The organism is Acuticoccus sp. I52.16.1 (assembly GCF_022865125.1).
In the GTDB taxonomy this organism is placed as follows: domain Bacteria; phylum Pseudomonadota; class Alphaproteobacteria; order Rhizobiales; family Amorphaceae; genus Acuticoccus.
The window spans coordinates 4,736,704-4,759,609 of the sequence record NZ_CP094828.1; the positions used below are offsets into that span (position 1 = coordinate 4,736,704).

General features: G+C 74.6%; 4 protein-coding genes. All 4 read left to right on the forward strand.

The window, feature by feature from the left end:
* Positions 1 to 4 precede the first annotated feature (4 nt).
* The 4 genes from MRB58_RS21275 to MRB58_RS21290 are packed head-to-tail and all read left to right on the forward strand — an operon-like array spanning position 5 to position 22,873.
* The gene (locus MRB58_RS21275; RefSeq protein WP_244779084.1) at positions 5 to 7,936 is read left to right on the forward strand and encodes a non-ribosomal peptide synthetase; all 7,932 of its coding nucleotides are present in this window, start codon (positions 5 to 7) and stop codon (positions 7,934 to 7,936) included.
* Positions 7,933 to 15,615 carry a type I polyketide synthase gene (locus MRB58_RS21280; RefSeq protein ID WP_244779085.1) on the forward strand — a complete coding sequence of 2,561 codons (7,683 nt, stop codon included), beginning with the start codon at positions 7,933 to 7,935 and terminating at the stop codon, positions 15,613 to 15,615. The genes MRB58_RS21275 and MRB58_RS21280 overlap by 4 nt, the downstream gene beginning before the upstream one ends.
* Complete coding sequence (locus tag MRB58_RS21285) at positions 15,612 to 21,839, forward strand: SDR family NAD(P)-dependent oxidoreductase (protein ID WP_244779086.1); 6,228 nt, start codon at positions 15,612 to 15,614, stop codon at positions 21,837 to 21,839. The genes MRB58_RS21280 and MRB58_RS21285 overlap by 4 nt, the downstream gene beginning before the upstream one ends.
* A complete protein-coding gene (locus tag MRB58_RS21290; protein ID WP_244779087.1) occupies positions 21,836 to 22,873 on the forward strand; it encodes a patatin-like phospholipase family protein in 1,038 nt (345 codons plus the stop codon). Before MRB58_RS21285 ends, MRB58_RS21290 begins: the two co-directional genes overlap by 4 nt.
* The last annotated feature ends 33 nt before the right edge of the window (positions 22,874 to 22,906 follow it).

Sequence of the window (22,906 nt, forward strand, 5' to 3'; positions counted from 1 at the left end):
CCCGTTGCCGGCATCCTTCGCCCAGGAGCGGCTGTGGTTCGAGCAGTCGCTCGCACCGGACAGCCCCCACTATAACGAGGCCGTGGTGCTGCGCGTGCGCGGCGCGCTCGACGTGGCGCGCATGGCCGCCGCGTTCGGTGAGGTGGTGCGCCGGCACGAGATCCTGCGCACCCGGTTCGTCGCGACCGAGGCCGGCCTGACCCAGGTCGTCGAGCCGCCGCAGCCGGTGACGATCCTGGCCGAGGACGCCGCCGGCACCACCGCGGAGGCCCGCGAGGCGCATGCGCGGGCCATCGTGCGCGAGGCGATCCGTACCCCCTTCGCGCTCGACGGTGCGCCGCTCCTTCGTCTGCGCCTGGTGCGGACCGAGCCGCAGGCGGCGCTCCTCGCCCTGGTCGTCCACCATGTTGTGCTCGACGGTTGGTCCGCCGTCCTGGTCTTTCGCGAGGCGTTCACGGTTTATGGGGCGATGGCGGAGGGGCGCGAGGCGGCCCTGCCGGCGCTCCCCCTCCAATATGCCGACTTCGCCGCGGACGAGCGTGCCGCACTGGCGAACGGCGCCCTCGACGCCGACCGGTCGTACTGGGCCGAGCGGCTCGCCGGCGATCTGCCGCTGCCGCCACTGCCCTACGGCCGGCGCCCGCGCACCGTCGCCTCCGGGCGGGGCGGGCACGCCAGACTGACGATCGCCGCCGACCTCGCCGGCCGCCTGCGCACCTTCGCGCGCGGCGAGAACGCGACCCTCTTCACCACCATGGGCGCCGCCTTGGCGCTGCTGCTGGCGCGCCACGCCGGCCAGGAGGAGGTGTTGATCGCGGCGCCGATGACGGTGCGCGACGGGCCCGACCTCGCGCCGGTGGCCGGCCTCTTCATCAACACGGTGCTGCTGCGCCTCGACGTCGCCCCGCAGTCCACCTTCCGCGACCTCGTGCGTCACGCGCAGGCCCGCGTCCTGGAGGCGCAGAGTCACCACCGCTACCCGTTCCAGGCGCTGATGGCCGACCTGCGCGGGGCCGGCACCGTCACCGGCCGGCCGCTGGCGAGCGTGATGTTCGACCTGCAGCGCCTGCCGGAGGCGATGGAGCCGGCCGGCCTCTCGGTCGACTATGTCGAGATCGATCCGGGCACCTCCAAGTTCGATCTCGGCCTCTCCGTCAAGGAGACCGAGGGGCCGCTGCTGGGCACGTTCGAGTATGCCGGCGACCTCTTCACCGACACCGAGATCGCCTGGTTCGCCGAACGCTACCGCACCCTGCTGGACCGTCTCGTCTCCGCCCCGGACCGCCCGCTCGCCGACCTTTCCATCGCCGACACCGCCGACGTCGCCGCCATCGCCGCATGGAACGATACCGCACGCCCGGTCGACCTCGCGCCACTGGACGCGGCGTTCGCGCAGGCGCTCGCCCGCAGCCCGCACGCCCCGGCGGTGCACCACGCCGGCACCCGGCTCACCTTCGCCGAGCTCGACGCGAAGGCCGGGGCGCTGGCCGGTCGGCTCGCCGCGCGCGGCGTCGTGGCGGGCGAGGGGGTGGCGATGGTGCTCCCGCGCGGCGTCGACCAGATCGCCGCGATCCTCGCCTGCTGGCGCCTCGGCGCCGCCTACGTCGCGCTCGACACCGGATGGCCGCGTTCGCGGATCGCGGCCGCCGTCGCCGCCGTCGCCGGCCGCCTCGTCCTGACGGACGGGGACACCGACGCCCTCGTCGAAGGTGCCACGCTGCGGGTCGACCGGGACGAGCCGGCCGCCGCCGGCGTCGCCGCGCGCGCCACCCTGGACGACCCGGCCTACATGATGTTCACGTCCGGCTCGAGCGGGACGCCGCGGCTCGTCTCGGTGACGCACCGCAACCTTGCCCACCTCGCCGGCGCGCTGGCGATGCGGCTGGAGGCGCCGGCGCGGCGGACGTGGCGTGTCGCCGTCAACGGTCCGCTCTCGTTCGACACCTCGGTCAAGCAACTCGTCCAGCTGACCGCCGGCCACACGCTCGACATCGTGCCCGACGGGGTGCGGACCGATCCGCCCGCCTTCGTCGCCTGGCTCGGCGAGCGCCGCATCGACGTGCTGGACGCGACGCCGCTCCACGTGGCGGCGCTGATGGACGCCGGGCTGGCCGAGGTCGCCACGTTGCAGCGCGTCCTCGTCGGTGGCGAGGCGATCGACCCGGCGCTGTGGGAGGCGCTCGCGCGCGCCCCGTTCCGCGCCTTCAACATGTACGGCCCCACCGAGACCACCGTCGACGCCACCGTCGCCGAGATCACCGGCGGTGAGCCCGTCATCGGCGCCCCGCTCGCCAATGTCACCGCGCACGTGGTGGACGCGGCGCTGCGGCCGGTTCCGGTCGGCGTGGTGGGCGAGCTGATGATCGGCGGTGCCGGGGTCGCGGCCGGCTATGTCGGCGACGCGGCGGCGACCGCGGATAGGTTCATCGAGCACGATGGCGTGCGGGTCTACCGCACCGGCGACGGGGTGCGGTGGCGCCTGGACGGAACGCTCGCCTTCGCCGGCCGGATCGACGACCAGGTGAAGCTGCGCGGCCACCGTATCGAGCCGGGCGAGATCGTCGCCGCGCTGCGGGCGGTGCCGGGCGTCGAGGACGCCGCGGTGGTGACGCTGGGCGAGGGCGAGGCACGGCGTCTCGTGGCCTACGTTGTGGCGGCGGCGCGGGCGGAGCCCCCGGCGCGGCGCCTGCCCAACGGGCTGATGGTCGCCGAACTGAACCGCAACGAGACGGACTTCCTCTACGAGGAAATGTTCGAACAAAACGCCTACTTCAAACACGGCATCGGTCTGCCGGCGGGAGCGACGGTGCTCGACGTCGGCGCCAATATCGGCCTCTTTTCGCTGGCGGCGCACTTCGCCGCGCCCGGCGTCACGATCCACGCGTTCGAGCCCAACCCCGCGGTCGCCGATCTCGCGGCGGCCAACACGGCGCGCTACGGCGCCCGCGCGAGGGTGCATCGCCACGCCATCGCCGCCACGGCGGGCGCGGCCGAGTTCACTTTCTATCCCGGCTTCTCGATCCTTTCCGGCCTCTACGCCGACGCTGCCGACGACCGCGCGGTGGTGGAATCCTTCGTGCGTAAGCACGACGGCGCCGACTACGAGGCGCATGGCCTCGGCACGCTGCTGGGTGAACTGCTCGACGATCGCTTCCGGGCCGAGACGCTGAGCGTGCCGCTGGAGACGCTCTCCGCGGTGATCGCGCGTGAGGGGTTGGAACGGGTCGATCTGCTGAAGATCAACGTCGAGAAGGCCGAGGCGGACGTGCTCGCCGGCCTGAGCGAGGCCGATTGGCCGAAGGTCGCGCAGGTCGCGGTGGAGGTGCACGACCTTGACGGGCGGCTCGCCCGCGTCGTGGCGTTGCTGGAGGGCCGCGGCTTCGCCGTCACGGTCGAGCGGGACTGGCAGCTGGAGGACGACGCCGGCACCAATTTCTACGTCTACGCTCGCCGGCCGGGGCTCGCGCCCCATGCCCCGCCCGGACCGGTCGCCGCACTCGTCGCCGGACCCGCCGGCCCGCTCGATCCCGGCCCGCTCGATCCCGACTTGCTGCTGGCGGCGCTGCGGACGCGGCTGCCGGAGGTGATGGTGCCGAGCGAGGTGATCCTCCTCGACCGCCTGCCGACCACCGCCAACGGCAAGCTCGACCGCCGTGCGCTGCCGGTGCCGGCCGCCCGCGCTACCGACCGGCGTCCCCCGGCGACGCCGACCGAGGCGCGGCTCGCCAGCCTCTGGGCGGAGCTTCTGAACCGTCCGGTCGGCTGCGAGGAGAATTTCTTCGCGCTCGGCGGCCACTCGCTGCTCGCGACGCGGCTGATCGCTCGCATCCGCGCGGACTTCGCCGTTGCGTTGCCGATCCGCACCCTGTTCGAGGCGCCCACCGTCGCGCGCCTGGCCCGCGAGGTCGACGCGGCCGAGGCCGCCGCGCCGGCGGCTGCCGCGACCGTCATCCACGCCGCCGCCGCCCGACACGAGCCATTCGCGCTGACCGACATCCAGGAGGCCTATTGGCTGGGCCGCAACGCCGCCTTCGACCTCGGCAACACCTCGACGCGGATCTACCTGGAGCTGGAGGACCGCGACTGGGACGTCGCGCGCCTGGAGGAGGGGTGGAACCGCCTCGTCGTCCGGCACGACATGCTGCGCGCGGTGGTGGACGACGACGGCCGGCAGCGCGTCCTCCCCGAGGTCCCGCGTTACGGCTTCGACACGCACGACCTGACCGACGCCGCCGATCCCGAGGCCGATCTCGCCGCGCGCCGCGCCCGCATGATCGACGCGGTGATGCCGTTCGACACCTGGCCGCTGTTCGAGATCGGCGCCTCGCGGCTCGCCGGCGGGGCGGTGCGGCTGCACATCTCCATGGACGCGCTGATCGCCGATGCGACGAGCCTCCTGGTGCTGTTCCGCGAGTGGGCGGAGTTCATGGCGCGCGGTGCCTTCGCGGCGCCGGCGCCCGCGATCACCTTTCGCGACTACGTCACCGCGGTTCGCGGCGCGGGCGACGCGGCGGCGCGGGCGGCGGCGGAGGCCTATTGGCTGTCGCGGCTGGAGGATCTCCCCGCCGCGCCGCAGCTCCCGCTGGCGAAGAACCCTGCCACCGTCGCGACGCCGACCTTCCGGCGGCGCACCCATCTCGTCGCGGCGCCGGCCTGGGCGGGGCTGCGGCGCGCGGCGGGTGAGGCGGGGGTCTCCGTCTCCGCCGCACTGCTCGCCGCGTTCGGCGAGGTTCTGGCCCGCTGGTCGGACGACCCGCGCCTCACCGTCAACCTCACCACCTTCGACCGCACGCCGCTCCACGACGACGTCGCTCGCCTCGTCGGCGACTTCACGACCTTGACGCTCGTCGCGGTGGACTGCGCCGAGACGCTGCCCTTCGCCGACCGCGCGCGGGCGGTTCAGCGCCGGCTCTGGAGCGATCTCGACCACCGCGCCTTCGGCGGCGTCGACGTGCTGCGCGCGCTCGCCCAGAGCCGCAAGAGCGGCACCGCGGCGCAGATGCCGGTGGTCTTCACCAGCGTCCTCGACCTGGAGGAGGGCGCCGCGCCGACCCGCTTCGGCGACCTCGTGACCTCGGTGGCGCAGACCCCGCAGGTCTGGCTCGATCATCAGGTGATGGAGTGGAACGGCGCGCTCGTCCTCAACTGGGACGCCGTCGAAGAGATCTTCCCCGCCGGTCTGCTGGACGCGATGTTCGCCGCCTATGCCGGTCTCGTCGAACGTCTCGCGCAAACGCCCGCCGCATGGGCCGCGCCGGTCGGACCGCTGGTCCCGGCGGCCCAGCTCGCCGCGCGCGCGGCCGCCAACGCCACCGCCGCACCGCTGCCCGTGCAGCGCCTGGAAGCGGGATTCCTCGCCCGCGCCGCCGAGGCACCGGAGCGCACCGCGCTGATCGACGGCGAGCGCACCATGACCTACGGCGAGCTCGCCGCACGATCGGCCGAGATCGCCGCCCGGCTCGTCGCCGCGGGGGCGGGGCCGGGCCGGCTCGTGGCGGTGCTGGCGCGCAAGGGATGGGAGCAGGTCGCGGCGGTGCTGGGCGTCCTCCGCGCGGGCGCTGCCTACCTCCCGGTCGACCCCGACCTGCCGGGCGAGCGCATCGCCTACCTGCTGGCGCACGGGGACGTCGACCTCGCGCTGACGCAGTCCACTCTCGCGGTCGCCTGGCCGGGCGGCGTCACCCGCATCGCGGTCGACCGGCTCCGCGGGACGGGAGCGAGCCCGCCCGCTCCGGACAATGTCGACGATCTCGCCTACGTGATCTTCACCTCCGGATCCACCGGGCTCCCCAAGGGCGTCATGCTGGACCATCGCGCGGCCTGGAACACCCTCGCCGACATCAACGCGCGCTGGCGCGTCGGCCCCGAGGACCGCGTGCTCGCACTCTCGGCGCTGGGGTTCGACCTCTCGGTCTACGACATCTTCGGCGTGCTGGGTGCGGGCGGGGCGCTGGTCCTGCCGGCGCCCGAGATCGCGCGCGATCCCGCGGCCTGGGCACATCTGGCGCAACGCCACCGGGTGACCCTGTGGAACAGCGTCCCGGCACTGATGCAGATGCTGGTCGAGACCGCCGAGATGGACCCCGCGTCCTGGCCGGCCTCGCTGCGGCTCGTCCTGTTGAGCGGCGACTGGATCCCGGTCACGCTCCCCGGCCGCATCCGCGCGCTCGGGGAGGCGGCCGTGGTCAGCCTCGGCGGGGCGACGGAGGCGGCAGTCTGGTCGATCGCGCACCCGGCGGACGACGTCGACCCGGCGCGCGCCGGCATCCCCTACGGCAAGCCGCTCGCCAACCAGGTGTTTCACGTCCTGGGGCGGGACATGGCGCCGGTGCCGGATTACGTTGCGGGCGAACTCTACATCGGCGGCGCCGGTCTCGCGCAGGGTTATTGGAAGGACGCCGAGAAGACTGCCGCCAGCTTCGTCATTCACCCCGCGACGGGTGAGCGGCTCTACCGCACCGGCGACTTCGGGCGTTATGTCGAGGGTGGCGTGATCGAGTTTCTCGGCCGCCGCGACGCGCAGGTGAAGGTGAGCGGATACCGCATCGAGCTGGGCGAGATCGAGGCTGCGCTCGCCGCCCACCCGGATGTCGCCGCCGCCGCCGTATCCGCTCCGGCCGACCGCGCCGGCCATCGCCGGCTGGTCGCCCACGTCGTCATGGCGCCCGCCGTGCCGGACGATTTCGGCGACCTCGCCGAGGGGGTCCTGACCGACCCGCTCGCGCGGATGGACTTCCAGATGCGCCGCCTCGGCCAGCGTCCGACCGGGACGGGCGAGACCGTCGTCGCGCTGCCCGGTGGCGCCGTGGACGCGACGCGACGGGCGGCCTTCCTCGCGCGGCAGAGCCACCGCCGCTTCCTCGATACGCCGGTCCCGCTGGCGGCATTCGGCGCCCTGCTGGCGAGCCTCCAGGGGATCGAGATCGACGGCGCGCCGCTGCCAAAGTTCCGCTACCCGTCGGCCTCCAGCCTCAACCCGGTGCAGTGCTATGTCGCCGTGAAGGCCGGCATGGCGGAAGGGCTCGACGGGGGGCTCTACTACCTCGACCCGGTCCGCCATGCCCTGGTGCACCTTGGAGCGGGAGACGTCGCCGGCGTCTTCCCCGGTGCCAGTCGCGCATTGCACGAGGCGGCGGCGTTCGCGGTGTTCCTAGTGGGCCGGCTCGATGCCATCCGCCCGCTCTATGGCGGGCTCGCCCGCGACTTCGCCTTGCTGGAGGCCGGGTATGCGGGGCAGGCGCTGATGGACGCGGCGCCGCGCGAGGATATCGGCCTCTGCCCCATCGGCCACGTTGACGAGGCGGCGCTCACGGCACGCCTCGGTGTCGAGGGCGAGGTCGTGGTGCACGGCTTCGTCGGCGGCGTCGTGGACCCGGCATGGGCCGCGCAGTGGGGCCGTGCGCATCCGGCGCCGGCGGACCCGGCCGAAGCGATGAAGGCCTGGGCGCGGCGCAAGCTTCCGGCCTACATGGTCCCGGCGACGTTCGTCTTCCGCGACGCGCTGCCGCTGACGGCCAACGGCAAGGTCGATCGTGGCGCTCTCGCCGTGCCGGCGCCCGCCGCTCCGGCGGCGCCGGTAGCGACGGGGGCGGCGGGCGGCGCGGTGGAGGCGGCGATCGCCGCCGTCATGGCCGAGATCCTGGAGCAGCCGTCCGTCGCGCCAGAGGCGAACTTCTTCGACCTCGGCGCCAACTCGCTGCACCTCGTCCAACTCCATCGCCGCCTGAAGGCCGAGCACGGAGCGGCGCTGGCGCTGATCGACATGTTCCAGAACCCCACCGTCGCCTCCTTGGCGGCGATGATGGCGGCCGGTGGAACCTCCGACACGCTCGCCGAAACCGAGCGCGACGAGATCGACGCGCGCGCCGCCAGGGCACGCACCGAGCGGCGCAAACGCGCGCTCTCCCGCAAGCCAGAGACCGGACGACCGACGTGAGCCAACTCGACGACGCCATCGCGATCACGGGCATGAGCGGCCGGTTCCCCGGCGCGCCCGACATCGCCGCGTTCTGGCGCCTGCTGGTGGAGGGCCGCGAGGGGATCACCTTCTACACCGACGAGGAGCTGCTCGCCGCCGGCGTCGCCCCTGCGCTGTTGCGTCACCCCAACTACGTCCGCGCGGCACCCGCGCTGACGGACGTCGACATGTTCGACGCCGCCTTCTTCGGCATCAGCCCGAAGGAGGCCGAGCTGATGGACCCGCAGCACCGCCTCTTCCTGGAGCACGCGTGGCTGGCGCTGGAGAATGCCGGCCGGATCGCCTCCGAGTTCGACGGACGCATCGGCATCTACGGCGGATCCAGCATCTCGTCCTACCTTCTGTTCAACCTGAAGCCGGGCGAGGGCCACACCGATTCGCTGCAGACGGTGCTGGGCAACGACAAGGACTATCTGGCGACGCGCGTCGCCTACAAGCTCGGCCTCGACGGGCCGGCGGTCACGGTGCAGACGGCCTGCTCCACCGCACTCGCCGCCGTTTCGCTCGCGTGCGAGTCGCTGCTGACCCACCAGTGCGACATGGCGCTCGCCGGCGGGGCGACGGTGCGCGTGCCGGTCGCGAGCGGCTACCTCTACGAGGAGGGCAGCATCCTCTCCCACGACGGCCATTGCCGCACCTTCGACGCGGGCGCATCGGGGACGCTGTTCGGCTCCGGCGTCGGCATCGTCGTCCTGCGACGGCTGGAGGAGGCCGAGGCGGACGGCGACCACATCCACGCCGTCATCCGTGGCACCGCGCTCAACAACGACGGCGACCACAAGGTGGGCTTTGCCGCGCCCAGCGTCGACGGTCAGTCGCGCGTCATCGCCGCGGCGCTGACGGCGGCGGACGTCTCGGCCGACACGATCGACTATGTCGAGGCGCACGGCACCGCGACGCCGATCGGCGACCCCATCGAGGTTCGGGCGCTGACGCGGGCGTTCCGGGCGACGTCCGCGCGCACGGGCTATTGCGGCATCGGTTCGGCGAAGACCAACGTGGGGCACCTCGAGTCGGCGGCGGGGGTGGCCGGGCTCATCAAGGCGGTGCTGGCGCTGAAGCACCGGCAGATCCCTGCCAACCTGCACTACGCCGCCCCCAATCCCGACATCGATTTCGCCGCCAGCCCGTTCCGCGTGGTCGACAGGCTGGCCGACTGGCCGCGGGGCGACCATCCGCGCCGCGCCGGCGTCAACTCGTTCGGGATCGGTGGCACCAACGTCCACGTCGTCCTGGAGGAGGCGCCGGACGCGCCGGAGGCGCCGGCGGCGGCCACCGACCGCACCCGCCAGCCCTACGTCCTCTCGGCGCGCAGCGAGGCGTCGCTGAAGGCGCTCGCCCAGGCGCATGCCGCGCGCCTTGCCGCCCCGGACGCGCCGCCGCTCGGGGACGCCGCGTTCACCGCCGCCACCGGCCGGCGGCATTTTCCCCATCGCCTCGCCGTGGTGGGGGCCGATGCGGCGGACGTCGCGGGCCGGCTCGCCGCGTTCGCGGACGGTGGGGCGGGGGTCGCCGGCATGGCGTCCGGCGAACCGCCGCGCATCGCCTTCCTGTTCACCGGGCAGGGGTCGCAATACGTGGGCATGGGGCGGGCGCTGTACGCGGCCGAGCCGCGATTCCGCGCGGTGGTCGACCGGGCGTCGGCCATATTGCGGGACACGCTCGGCGCGCCGCTGCCCGACCTCGTCTTCGCAGCCGGCGGCGACATGCAGCGGCTCGACGCCACGCACGCGACGCAGGTCGCGCTCTACGTGCTGGAATATGCGCTCGCCACGACCTGGCGCGCCTGGGGGATCGCGCCGGCGATGGTCGCGGGCCACAGCGTCGGCGAGATCGCGGCGGCGGCGGTCGCGGGCGTGTTCTCGTTCGAGGACGGGTTGACCCTTGCCTCGGCCCGCGGGCGGCTGATGCAGGACCTGCCGCGCGAGGGCGCGATGGTCTCGGTGGCCACCGACGAGGCGAGCGTCGTCCGCCACATCGCCGCCCACGAGGGCGTCGCCATCGCCGCCGTCAACGGCCCGCGCAGCCTCGTCCTGTCGGGGGCAGCGGCGAGCGTCGAGGCGATCGCCGCGGCATTGGCGGCGGAGGGGGTGAGGACACGGCCGCTCACGGTGTCGCACGCGTTCCATTCGCCGCTGATGGCGCCGATGCTGGAGCCGTTCCGTGCGCTCGCCGGCACCATCACCTACCGGGCGCCGACGATCCCGATCGTCTCCAACGTCACCGGTGCGCTCGCCGGGGCGGAGCTGGCGGATCCGGCCTACTGGGTGCGCCACGTGATGGCCCCGGTGCGGTTCGGCGACGCGGTGGACGCGCTCTACGGCGCCGGCATCTGCACCTTCCTGGAGATCGGCCCCAAGCCGGTGCTGACCGCGCTGGGCCGCGAGGCTCTGGAGGGGACGGCGGACGCCGAAACCACGCGGTGGCTCCCCAGCCTGACGCGCCCGGATCTCGACGAAGAGGTGATGTTCGGCTCGCTCGCAAGCCTGCACGTCGCCGGGGCGGCGGTGGACTGGGCGAACTTCCACGCGCCGTGGCGCCGACGCCGGGTGGAGCTGCCCGGCACCGTCTTCGAGCGGCGCCGGTTCTGGGTCGAGCCGTCCGCCGCCGCCCCGATCCGCCGCCGCGCCGCCGGGACGCACCCGCTCCTGGGAACGCGCCTGCGCACGCCCGGCGCGCGGGAGGTCCGTCACGAGACGGTGCTGGCGGCCGACGAGCCGGCCTTCCTCGCCGACCACCGCGTGTTCGGCGCTCCGGTGGTGCCGGCGACCGGCTTCCTCGAGGCCGCACTCGCCGCCGCCCGCGCCGAATGGGGCGAGGGGCCGGTCGAGGTGCGGGACGTCGCCTTCCGCGCCGCGCTCGCCCTCGGCGAGGGGCCGACCTTGGTGCAGACCGCCCTGGTACCGGTCGACGGCGGGCGGTTCGACTTCGCCGTCTACAGCCTCGGCGAGGAGGACGATACGCTCCATGCCAGAGGCCGCCTCGCCCGCGCGCCCGCCTCGCACCCGCGGGCCGCGCCGCCGCCCCATGCCGCCGGGGCGCCGATCGATCCCGCGGCCGTCTACGCCGCCTATGCCGAGCGCGGGCTCGACTATGGCGCGGCCTTCCGCGGGGTGAGGGCGATCGAGGCCGGCGACGGTGTGGTGCGGGCACAGATCCACCTGCCGGCCGCCGCCGGTCCGGCCGAACCCTTCACCCTGCACCCGGCGCTGCTCGACGCCTGCTTCCAGGCGATCGGCGTGGTGTTCACCGGGACGATCGGCGAGGGCACCTACCTGCCGGTCGGGCTGGAGCGGCTCGCCGTCTTCGGCCCGGTGCCGGCGGCCCTCACCGGCACCGCCACGATCCGCGACACGGGCGAGGGCGGGCGGCACCTCGCCGACATGGTGCTGACCGGACCGGACGGGGTCGTCGTCGCCGTGATCGAGGGGCTGGAATCGCGCAAGGTGAGCCGCGAGACGGTGCTCGGGAGCGATGCCGCCGCCATGGCCGAGCGCACCCACGTCCTCGCCTGGCGTGACGCGCCGCCGGACCTCGCCGTGCCGCCGGTGGAGCGGCCGACGCTGGTCGTCGGGGCCGGACCTGTCGCCGCGGAACTGGCCGCGGCGCTCGGCGCGGCAGTGGTGTCCGCCGTCCCCGAGGCGGACGGGCTGGCGCAGGTGGAGGCCGTGGTGCTCGTCGTCGAGCCGGCGCCGGTCGACGACGGGGCGGGGATGCTGGCGGCCGCGGAGGTGGGCGTCGCGGCGCTCCTGGCGCTCGTCCAGGCCGTCGTCGCCGCCGAGCGCAGCGCGGCAGTGCGCATCACCGTCGTCACCCGCGGTGCGGCGAGCCTCGCGCCCTCGGCCGCGGGGCTCGCCGCGGCGCCGCTCGCCGGCATGGCCCGCGCGATCGGCCACGAGTTCCCGGAATTGGCGCTCACGCTCGTCGACCTCGACCCGGCGGACGACGAGCCGGGCGGCGCCGTGGAGCGGCTGACGCGCGAGATCCGTGCGCCGGACGGCGAGACCGAAGTCGCCTGGCGGGGGGCGCGCCGCCGCGCCGCCCGCTTCACGCGGCTGACGGCGGGGCGCGTGACGCTGCCGGCCGGCCCGTTCCGCCTCGTCAGCGGGGCCGGCGAGGGGTTCGCCGCCGTGTCCGCCCGGGCGCTGGAGCGCCGCGCCCCGGCCGCCGGGGAGGTGGAGATCGAGGTCGCCGCGATGGGCCTCAACTATCGCGATGTGCTGGGCGCGATGGGCCTCTACCCCGGCGACCTCGGCCTCTCGGGGAGCGAATGCGCCGGCCGCGTCGTCCGCGTCGGTCCCGGTGTGGACGATCTCGCCGTGGGCGACGCGGTGGTCGCCATCGCGCAGGGGAGCTTCGCCAGTCACGTCACGGTCGCGGCAGGCTCCGTCTTCGCCGCCCCCACGGGGGTCGACCTCGTCGCCGCGGCGGGGCTCCCCGTGGTGACGCTGACGGCGTGGTACGGGCTGACGCACCTCGCCGGGCTGAAGCGGGGCGAGACCGTGCTGATCCACTCCGCGACCGGCGGCGTGGGGCTGATGGCGCTCGCCGTCGCACGCCATCTGGGTGCCGAGGTGATCGCCACCGCCAGTCCGGCCAAGCACGAGATCCTGCGCCGGATGGGCATCGCTCACATCGCGTCCTCCCGCTCCGGCGACTTTGCCGACGTGGTGCGGGCGGCCACCGGCGGCGCCGGTGTCGACGTGATCCTCGACTCCCTCCCGGCGGAGCTGATGGAGGCCAACCTCGCCGCACTGGCACAGGGCGGGCGGTTCGTGGAGATCGGCCGGCGCGACATCTGGACCGCGACGGAGATGGCTGCCGCGCGCCCCGACGCCGCCTATCATGTGGTCGACTTCGACGCCCTGTCGCGCGACGACCCGGCATTGCTGCGCCGCATGCTGGCCGAGCCGCTGGAGCGGATGGCCGCCGGCGCCATCGCTCCGCCGCCGACCACCCCGTTCGCGGCCGAGCGGCTGCCCGAGGCGATGGCCTTCATGCAGACCACCCGCCACATCGGCAAGGTGGTGCTGACGCCGGAGCGCGAGACGACGCCGGCGGCGCGGGCCTTCGCCGCCGACCCGGCCGGGACCTACCTCGTCACCGGCGGCCTCGGCGGGCTCGGCCTGCATCTCGCCCGCTTCCTGGTGGAGAAGGGCGCGCGGCATTTGACCCTCGTCGGCCGCTCCGCGCCCGGCGCCGCGGCGGAGGCCGAGCTGGCGCGCCTCGCGGACGCCGGCGCAACGGTGACCCTCGCCCGGCTCGACGTCGCCGACGGCGCCGCCGTCACCCGGCTGGTGGCCGGGATCGACGCCGGCGAGGCGCCGCTGCGGGGGGTCTTCCACCTCGCCGGCGGGCTCGACGACAGCCTCGTCACGACGCTCGGCATGGAGCGCTTTCGTGCGGTGATGGCGCCGAAGGTGGCCGGCGCCTTCAACCTCCACGCCGCGACCCGCGCCAGCGCGCTCGACGTCTTCGTGCTCTACGGCTCGTTGACGGGGCTGCTCGGGGCGCCGGGACAGGCGAACTATTGCGCCGCCAACACCTTCCTCGATGCGCTCGCCGCCTGGCGCCGCGCCGAGGGCCTGCCGGCACTGGCGATCGACTGGGGGCCGTGGGCCGAAGTCGGCATGGCCGCCGGCACGACGGACCGGCTCGGCGGCGCGATGCTGACGCCCGAGGCCGGCGCCGCCATGCTGGAGCGGCTCCTCGGCCGCGCCGAGCCGGCGATCGCCGTCGTCCCCTACGGCCTGGCCGACTTCCTCGACGGCACGCCGGCCGAGCGCGCCGCGGTGCCCTTCTTTGCCGATGTGCGCGAGGAGGTGAGCCGCGAGCGGGCCGAGACCGCGCGCACCGCGGCGCTGCGCGAGGACGTGCTCGCCGCCACCGGCCCCGACCGCGCCGCCCGCCTCGCGACCTACCTGACCGATCTCCTCGCCGCGCTCTTGATGCTCGACGCGTCCGAGCCGCTCGCGTTCGACCGCTCGCTCCAGGAGGTGGGGCTCGATTCGCTGGTCGGCATCCAGCTGCGCAACCGGGTCCGCAGCGACCTCGGCGTGGACCTCCCGATCGACGCGCTGCTGGCCGATCCCACCATCGCCCGCCTGCTGGTGCTGCTGAGCGACGGGCTCGGCGCGGCGGAGCCCGGCGCGCAGGCCGGCGCGCGCGCTTCGATCCCACGCGGCGGGGACGGCGACGCACCGCTCTCCTTCGCGCAGCGCCGGATGTGGTTCCTGGCGACGATGGACCCGGATTCGCCGTTCTATTCCTTCACCGTCGGCATCGACCTCGTGGGTCCGCTGCGCCGGGAGGCGTTCGATGCGGCGATCGCCACCATCGTGGCGCGGCACGAAGCGCTTCGCACGGTGTTTCCGGTGGTGGACGGAGAGCCGGTGCAGCGGGTGGTCGACGGGGCCGAAATCGGGGTCGACCCGGTCGACCTCTCAGCTCTGGACGCGCCGGCGCGCGAGGCCGCACTCGACCGTGTCGCCGCGCAGGAGGCGCGCCGCGTCTTCGACCTCGCGGCCGGGCCGTTGATGGCGGTGCGCCTCGTGCGGCTGGCACCCGAGGTGCACCGGGCCCTCGTCACCATGCACCACATCGTCACCGATGGGTGGTCGCAAGGGATCTTCGCCGAGGAGTTCGCCGCGCTCTACGGCGCCGGGGCGGTCGGCGGCGAGACGACCGCAGCGGCGCTGCCGGTCCTGCCGGTGCGCTACCGCGATTTCGCGCGCTGGCAGATCGACCAGCTCGCCGGCCCGCGCGCGCAGGAGGGGCTCGCTTTTTGGGGCCGCCGGCTCGCCGCGCCGCTGCCGGATCCGCCGCTCCCGTTCGACCGCTCCCGCCGCGAGGCCGAGCTGCGCCGCGGCGCCACCACCGCCGCCGAGATCGACGCGGCGACCGCCGAGCGCGTGAAGGCGATGGCGCGGGCGGAACGCGCGACGCTCTTCACCGCGCTTCTGAGCGCCTTCACCGCGCTCCTGCACCGGCTGACGGGGGACACCGACGTCCTCGTCGGTACGATCGCCGCGGGGCGGGTGCGGCCGGAGGTCGAGGGGGTGATCGGCTTCTTCGCCAACATGGTGCCGCTGCGTGCCGATCTCGCCGGTGACCCGTCCTTCCTCGACCTTCTCGCGCAGGAGCGCGATGTCGTCGCCGAGGCGCTGGCCCACCAGGACATCCCGTTCGACTATCTCGTCGAGGCGCTGGCGCCACCGCGCGCGGTCGGCCGCAACCCGTTCACGGACGTCATCTTCGTATTGCAGCGTGACGCGGGCAAGGCGGAGCTGGAGATCGAGGGGCTGACGATGTCGGCGCGTTGGGAGGCGGAGACGGGCGCGGCGCGCTTCGACCTCGAGGTGCACGTGTGGGAGCTGGCGGACGGGCGGCTCTCGTTCCAATGGATCTACGACGCCGACCTGTTCGACGCCGAGACGGTCGCCTCGTTCGCCCGCCACTACGAGGCGTTGCTGCGTGGGGCGCTGGCCGACGGGGCGGCTCCGGTCTCGGCGCTCCCGCTGGCGGCCGAGGCGGTGAGCGAGGTCGATACGCTCGCCGAAGAGCTGGAACACCTCTCCGACGAAGAGGTCGAGCGGCTGCTGCGCGAGCTGCAACCGGACGAGGCGAGCGCGAAATGACGGTCGCCTCCGCCCCATCCTCGGACGCGGCGGACAAGCGGGCGCGGCTCGCACGGCTGATGCGCGAGCGCCGGGCGGCCGAGGCGGCCGTTCCGGCGCGCGGGGTGTGGGAGCGCGTCGCCGCCGTCGCCGCCGCGTCGCCCCGGGCGGTCGCCGTCGAGGACGGCAGCCGGTCGCTCACCGCCGCGGCGCTGGTCGATGCGGCGGAGGCGCTCGCCGCGTCCCTCGCCGATGCGGGGGTGGGAGAGGGCGACGTCGTCGCGCTGGCGCTGCCGCGTGGGGTCGGCCTTGCCGTGGCGATCCTGGCGGTGGCGCGCCGCGGGGCAGCCTGGCTGCCGCTGGAGGCGGACGACGCGCCCCTGCGCCGGGCGAAGCAGCTCGCCCGCACCCCGCCCGTGGCCGCGATCGTCGCCGACGGCGGCGCTCCGGTGCCGGACGGCGTACCGCGGATCGCACTGCCATCGCCCTACGCCGCGCCGTCGGGCGCCCGACAAGCGTCGCCGGGCGGCGCGACGCCCTCGCGGATCGAGGCCGGCCCCTCCGTTGCGGAAGACATGCGGCCTCTAGCGGACGCCGCATCGCCTCGCACGGGGGCCGCATCCGTCGACGCCGCCGCCTCACCGCCTCGCACGGTGGACACGCCGGCTCGACCGGCGGCGACCTCGCCCGGCGCGGACGGCACGCCGCCTCGCGTCGAGACCGGCGACGCGGCCGGAAGCGATGCGGCCGCACGCGCTGGGACCGTTCTCGCCGGGGCCGCCCTCGCTGGCGCCGGCACACGGCCCGCCGCCGTGGACGGGGGGATCTTCGCCGTCGTCTGGCCGGGGGAGGCACCGGTCGCGGTCGGGGCCGGACGGATCGCGGCGCAGCTCGACGGCGCGGCCGCGATCCTGCCGCTCGGGCCCGGCGACCGGGTGCCCTTCGCCGCCTCCCTCCACGCCGACGCGCTGCTGCTGGAGCTGCTGTGGCCGCTCGCCGCCGGCGCGACGGTGGTCGTCGCCCCGAGCGCCGGGCCGCAGGCGCTCGCGGCATGGATCGGCGGGCGGGCGATCACCGCGGCCCATCTGACCCCGTCGACGCTGGCGCAGCTCGGCCCCGGCGCAGGCGGGTTGCGGCGGATCGCGCTCTGCGGCGAGCCGCTCGCTCCCGCGGTGCTGGCGCCACTGATCGAGGCGGGCGTCGCGCTCACCTGCGTGCTCGCCTGGCCGCAGGCGGGCGGGCCGGTCCTCGCCCGCCAGGCCTCGGCGCAGGACGACGCGGGGGCCGCGCTCGGCCGACCGACGGGCGGGGCGGTGCAGATCGTCGATCGCCGCGGTGGCGCGGTGCCGGCGGGCGTGCCGGGAACGCTGACGGTCGACGGCCGAGCGACCGATCTCGTCGTGCGCCGCCGCCGCGCCGATCAGGAGATCGAGCTCGTCGCCATGGCGGGGCGACGCCGCTTCGTCGACGGACGGCTCGTCGACCTCGACGCGGTCGTGGCCGCAGCGCGCGCGCTGGCGGGTGTGGCCGATGCCGCCGCGCTCGTGCGCCGCGAGGCCACGGGCCGCAACGTCCTCGTCCTCGCCGTGGTGCCGCGCGCGGCGACCTTGCCGCCCGGTTTCGCCGCGGCGCTGGCCGAGCGTCTCGCCCCCTGGTCGCGTCCGGAGCACATCCTCCCGGTCACCGCCATCCCGCTCGATGCCCGCGGGACGGCCGATGAAGCCGCCCTCGCACGCCTTCCGGTGGTGGACGATGCCCTCGCCCGCCGCGTGGAGACGGCGATGCGGGCGGCCGGCATCGACGCTGCCGTCGCCGTGCGGCCGCGCAGCTTCGCGCCCGGCACCGCCGAACTCCCGGCGCTCACCCCGCGCGCACGGGTGCGGCCGGCGGCCGAATGCGGCGCGCCCGTCGCCGAAGGCCGGCCGGCCTACGCCGCCGGCGGCCCGCTCGTGCTGCCGCCGGACGCCCCGCGCACGCTGACCGAGGCTCTGTCGCGCACCGCCGCGGACTGGCCGGGCCGCGGCATCGTCGCTCTCGACGCCGCGGGCGCCGAGACGCGGCTCTCCTACGCGGACCTCCTCGCCGAAGCGCTGCGGATCGCCGGCGGGCTGGCCGCGCGCGGCCTCAAGCCGGGCGATCCGGTGATCCTGCAGGTCGCCGAGCACCGGCGCTATTTCCCGGCCTTCTGGGGCGCTGTGCTGGCGGGCCTGCGGCCGGTGACGATCGCCGTCAGCGCCACCTACGCGCAGCCCGGCGGCACCGTGCTGAAGCTCACCAACGCGTGGCGCCTGCTGGACCGGCCGCCGATCCTGGCGCCGGCGGATCTGGCGGCGCCGCTCGCCGAGGCCGCGGCGCATACCGGCGGCGAGCCGCTCGCAGTGCTTGTGCTCGAAGATCTCGCCGCCGCGGAGCCGGCCGTGCCGCACCCGGCAGCCCCCGAGGACGTCCTCTTCCTGCAGCTCTCGTCGGGGTCGACGGGGGTGCCGAAGATCATAAAGGTGACCCACGGCGGCGTCGTCGCCCACATCCACGGCGATATCGCCGTGTGCGGCGACCATGCCGGCGACGTCGACGTCAACTGGTTACCGCTCGACCATGTCGTGCCGCTGCTGACGTGCCACCTGAAGGACACCTACCTCGGCTGCGAGCAGGTGGAGCTGGTGACCGGCGACGTGATCGCCGACCCGCTGCACTGGCTCCGCGCCATCGCGCGTTACCGCGCGACGCGGACCTGGGCGCCCAACTTCGGCTTCAAGCTGGTGACGACGGCACTCGCAGCAGCGCCGGAGGCCCGGTTCGATCTCTCCACCGTGCGTCACCTCATGAACGCCGGCGAGCAGGTGACGGCACCGGTGATCGAGGATTTCCTCGCCGCCGTCGCCCCGTTCGGGCTAAGCAGGACGGCGATGCAACCCGCCTTCGGCATGGCCGAGGCGTGCACATGCATGACCTACGAGAACGGCTATCGCGGGTCGGCCTCGCTGATCCGCGCCGCCAAAGCGTCGTTGGGCGGGGTGCTGCGCGTGCCGGTCGACGGGGAGCCGGAGGCGGCGTTCGTGCGGTTGGGCGGACCGGTGCCGGGCGTCGAGATCCGCATCGCCGACGCCGCCGGGGCGACGCTGCCGGAGGGCGTGATCGGTCGCTTCCAGATCCGCGGGGCGGTGGTGACGCCGGGCTACGTCGCCAACCCGGAGGCGGACGCGCAAGCCTTCGTCGGCGACGGTTGGTTCAACTCGGGCGACCTCGGCGTGATCGTGGACGGGGGCCTGGCGCTGACCGGGCGTGAGAAGGAAACGATCGTCGTCAACGGCGCCAACTTCTACTGCTACGAGGTGGAGGACGTCGTGAACGCCGTGGCGGGGGTCGCGCCGACCTTCGCCGCCGCCACCGCCGCGCCGAGCGAGGAGACCGGCAGCGAGGGGCTCGCGGTCTTCTTCGTGGTCGAGGAGGGTTGCGACGCGGCGGTGGTCGCCCGAAGGGTGCGCGGCGCCGTCGCCTCCCGCCTCGGCATCGACCCGCGCCACGTGGTGCCCATCGCCCGCGAGGACTTTCCCAAGACCACGAGCGGCAAGATCCAGCGCACCCGGCTGAAGGCGCGCCTCGACGCGCTCGCGCCGGCCGCCGGTGCCACGGTCCCGGCCTGGTTCTACCGCGAGACATGGCGCCCGCGCGTCGCAACCCCTGGCGGGTCCCCCGGGACGCTGATCGCGCTGGACGTGCCGGCGTGGCTCGACCCCGTGCGTGCCGCCTGGGCCGAGCGTGGCCCATGGCAGGCCGTCCCCGTGGCCGACCGCGCTGCGGATCTCGGCGCCGTGCTCGCCGCGGCGCCGGCCGATGCGGTGATGCTGGCCGGCATGGACGCGCCGGGCGCGCAGTGTGCGGACGTGGTGCGCGCAGTGGCGCGGGTCGCGGCATTGGCGCAGCGGTTGAACGCGGTGCGCGACGGGCTCGCCGGGCGCCGGCTCGTGGTCGTGACGCGGGGCGCGTTGGCGGCGGGCGGGGTGGTGCCGGCTCCGCCCGCGGCGGCCCTGCGGGTGGCGCTTCGCAGCCTCGCCCATGAGATCCCGGAAGTCGCCGTCACCCTGCTCGACCTTCCGGCGGACGCTCCGGCGGCACCGGTCATAGAGGCGCTGGAGAGCGTGATGGACGCGCCGGAGGTCGCCTGGCGCGACGGGGCGCGTCTCGTGCCGCGGCTGGAGCGGGTGGACCCGGCGCGCAACCTCGCCGCGCCGCTGGTTCGCGGGGGGCGCTATCTCGTCACCGGCGGCAACGGGGCGATCGGCCGCGCCCTGTGCCGATGGCTCGTGGAGCGGTGCGACGCGTCGGTCGTGGCGCTGGGCCGGCGGCCGGCCGAGAGCGCCCCGCCGCCGGGCCCGGGCGTGGTCTACCGCGCGGCCGACCTCGCCGACCGGGCAGCGCTCTCGCAGGCGATCGCCGAAGTGGAACGGGCGGGCGGTGCGCTCGACGGGGTCTTCCACCTCGCCGGAGCGGCCGACGGGCGCGCCCTCGCCGAGGAGTCGGAGGCGACGCTCCGCCCCGCGCTGGCCGCCAAGGTCGCCGGGGCGCTCCATCTGGCGGAGATCTTCGCCGCGCGGCCGGACGTGGCGTTGACGCTGTTCGGCTCGGTCAACGCCGTGTTCGGTGGGGCGGGCGCAGGGGCCTATGCGGCCGCCAACGCCGCACTCGATGCCGTGGCGCGGCAGCGGGTCGCGGCCGGCGGCCAGGCTCTCGCCGTGCATTGGAGCCAGTGGGAGGCGAGCCCGATGGCCGAGCGCTTCGGCCTCGCCGAGTTCGCCTCGGCACGCGGCTTCCTGCCGATCGCCACGGGCGACGGGCTCGCGTCGCTGGCCGCGGCGATGGCCGGAGGCGACACCGCCCTCGTCATCGGCCTCGACGGGACCAACCCCAACCTCCGCGACCGTCTGGTGGAGCCGCCGCGCGGGCTCGAGGAACTCACCGTCTACGTCGCCGGCGAAACGGAACGGGCCGCCGGTGTGGCGCCCACCGACCGGTTCGGCGCCGCGGTGCCGGTCCGGCTCCTGGCGGTGGACGCGATCGCGCGCGCGGCGGACGGCGAGGTCGACCGGGCGGCACTGGCGCGGGCCGACGGCCGCGCCGTCGGCGGAGACGACGGGGCGCCGCGCTCCGAGACCGAGCGCCGGCTCGCCGCCATCTGGGCCGATCTCTTGGGCCGGGGCGGCGTGGGCCGGGACGAGGACTTCTTCGCCGTCGGCGGCCACTCGCTGGTGGCGGCCCGGCTGATGCTGCGGATCCGCAAGGAGTTCGGGCGCGAGCTGCCGCTGCGGGCGGTCTTCGGCGCGCCGACGATCGCCGGGATGGCGGCGGCGCTCGACGGGGCGGCGGCCCGCCCGCCGTTGCCCGGTTGTGTCGTACCGTTGCAGGGCGAGGGCGGCGGGGCGCCGATCTTCTGCGTCCATCCCGCCGGCGGCAGTCCGCTCTGCTACCTCCTTCTCGCCGGCCACCTCGGCGTGGGCCAGCCCTTCTACGGCTTCCAGGCCGTCGGCCTCGTCGACGGCGAGCGGCCGCTGCGCACCGTCGAGGCTCTGGCGGCGCACTATGTCGAGGCCGCGCGGCAGGTCGTGCCGCAGGGGCCGCTCCGGCTGGCGGCGTGGTCGTCCGGCGGACCGGTCGCATTCGAGATGGCGCGGCAGGTGGAAGCGGCGGGCGGTGCCGTCGACCTCGTCGCCCTGTTCGACTGCGGGCTGATGGAGAGCGACAACCCGGTGCGAGGCCCGGCCCCGGTGCGCGCCGCCAAGGGTCTCGCGATGGTGGCCCGCTACATGGCGCAAGTCCGCTGGCCGCGCTCCTGGGCCGAGCTGACGGTGCTGGCGCGCATGATCGGCCTCGTCCTGCCGGCGCGGATGCGCGATCTGCGGCCGCGCGTCCTCGGCGAGCTTGTCCGCTCGCTGCGGCTCTTCAACCTCAACACCATGGCCGCGATCCGCTATCGGCCCGGCCGTTACGGCGGCCGCGTCGTCCTCTTCCGTGCCGATCGTTCGCGGCCGCGGGGCGCGGACCCGACCGTCGCCGACCTCACCCGGTTCGCCGGCTCGGTCGACGTGGTCGCCGTGGCCGGGAGCCATATGTCTATCGTGCTCGATCCCGACGATGCCGCCGGCCTCGCGGCGGCGCTCGGACAGGTTCTCGCGGCGCAGAGCTCTTCCACCACCGCACCCGAACGGGGCGGCGACACAATGAAGCGATGGGAAGGACCCAGGAAATGACCTACCGTATCTTGGCGATGGACGGCGGCAATGCCGGGCGGGCCGGTGTGTTCTTGTCCGACATCGAGCGCCGCGCCGAAACCTTGGGCAAGACATTCCTCAAGGACGTCGACCTCTTCGCCGGCACGTCGTCGGGCGCGATGAACGCGATGCTGCTCGCCTGGTTCGAGGACCCCGTCGTCGCGCTGGAGGCGATCCTGCGGTTCGAGGACGAGGTGCGCAACCAGGGCCCGTCCGGGCCGATCGAGCTGGCGGGCATGCTGATGGGCACCTCCGCGGCGATGAACCAGAGCAAGATCAAGGCGTTCTGCGACGAGACCTTCGGCGAGGCGGCCCTGCTGTCGGACCTGAAGCGCCCGGTCCTGATCCCGGCCTTCCAGCTCGACGCGATCGACACGCACATCGAGATCACCCGTCCCGGAACCGAGGCGGTGCTGCCTCACCGCCGCTGGTCGACCCGTGTGTTCACCAACATGCCGGGCGACCCGGGCGCCAGCGAGCTGATCGTCGACGTCGCGCTGCGCACGATGGCGATGCCGATTCAGTACCCGATCCACCAGAGCGTGACGGGCATCGGGCCCGGCTATATCGACGGGGGCATCTTCGCCAACAACCCGGCGATGATGGCGCTCACCCACTCGCTGACGCAGCAGGACCTGGCCGACATCACCGTCCTGTCGCTGGGCGTGCCGCGCAACCTCTCGGGCGATCGCACGCACCTGGAGCCCGATCTGCGCGACGGCTCGGCCGATTGGGGCTACCGGCAGTGGATGCTGGATCCGATCAATCCGCTGATGCTGATGGATCTCTTCATCCAGGCCGGCGTCGACGCGGTGAACACGCAGGCCCGTCAGCTCCTCGGCGCGCGTTATGTGCGCATCGAGCCGAAGGTCTACGAGGGCGCCTTCTGGGACCGCACCGACGTCACCACCGAACTCGATACCAACTTCGACATTCTGACCTCGTTGTCCTGGATCCGCACCACCGGGGCGCCGGAGGCGAGCGTCTCGACAGTGGGCGCGCCGGACGCCTGAGGGCGGCGGCGTTGTCCGAGCCGGGAAGGGAGC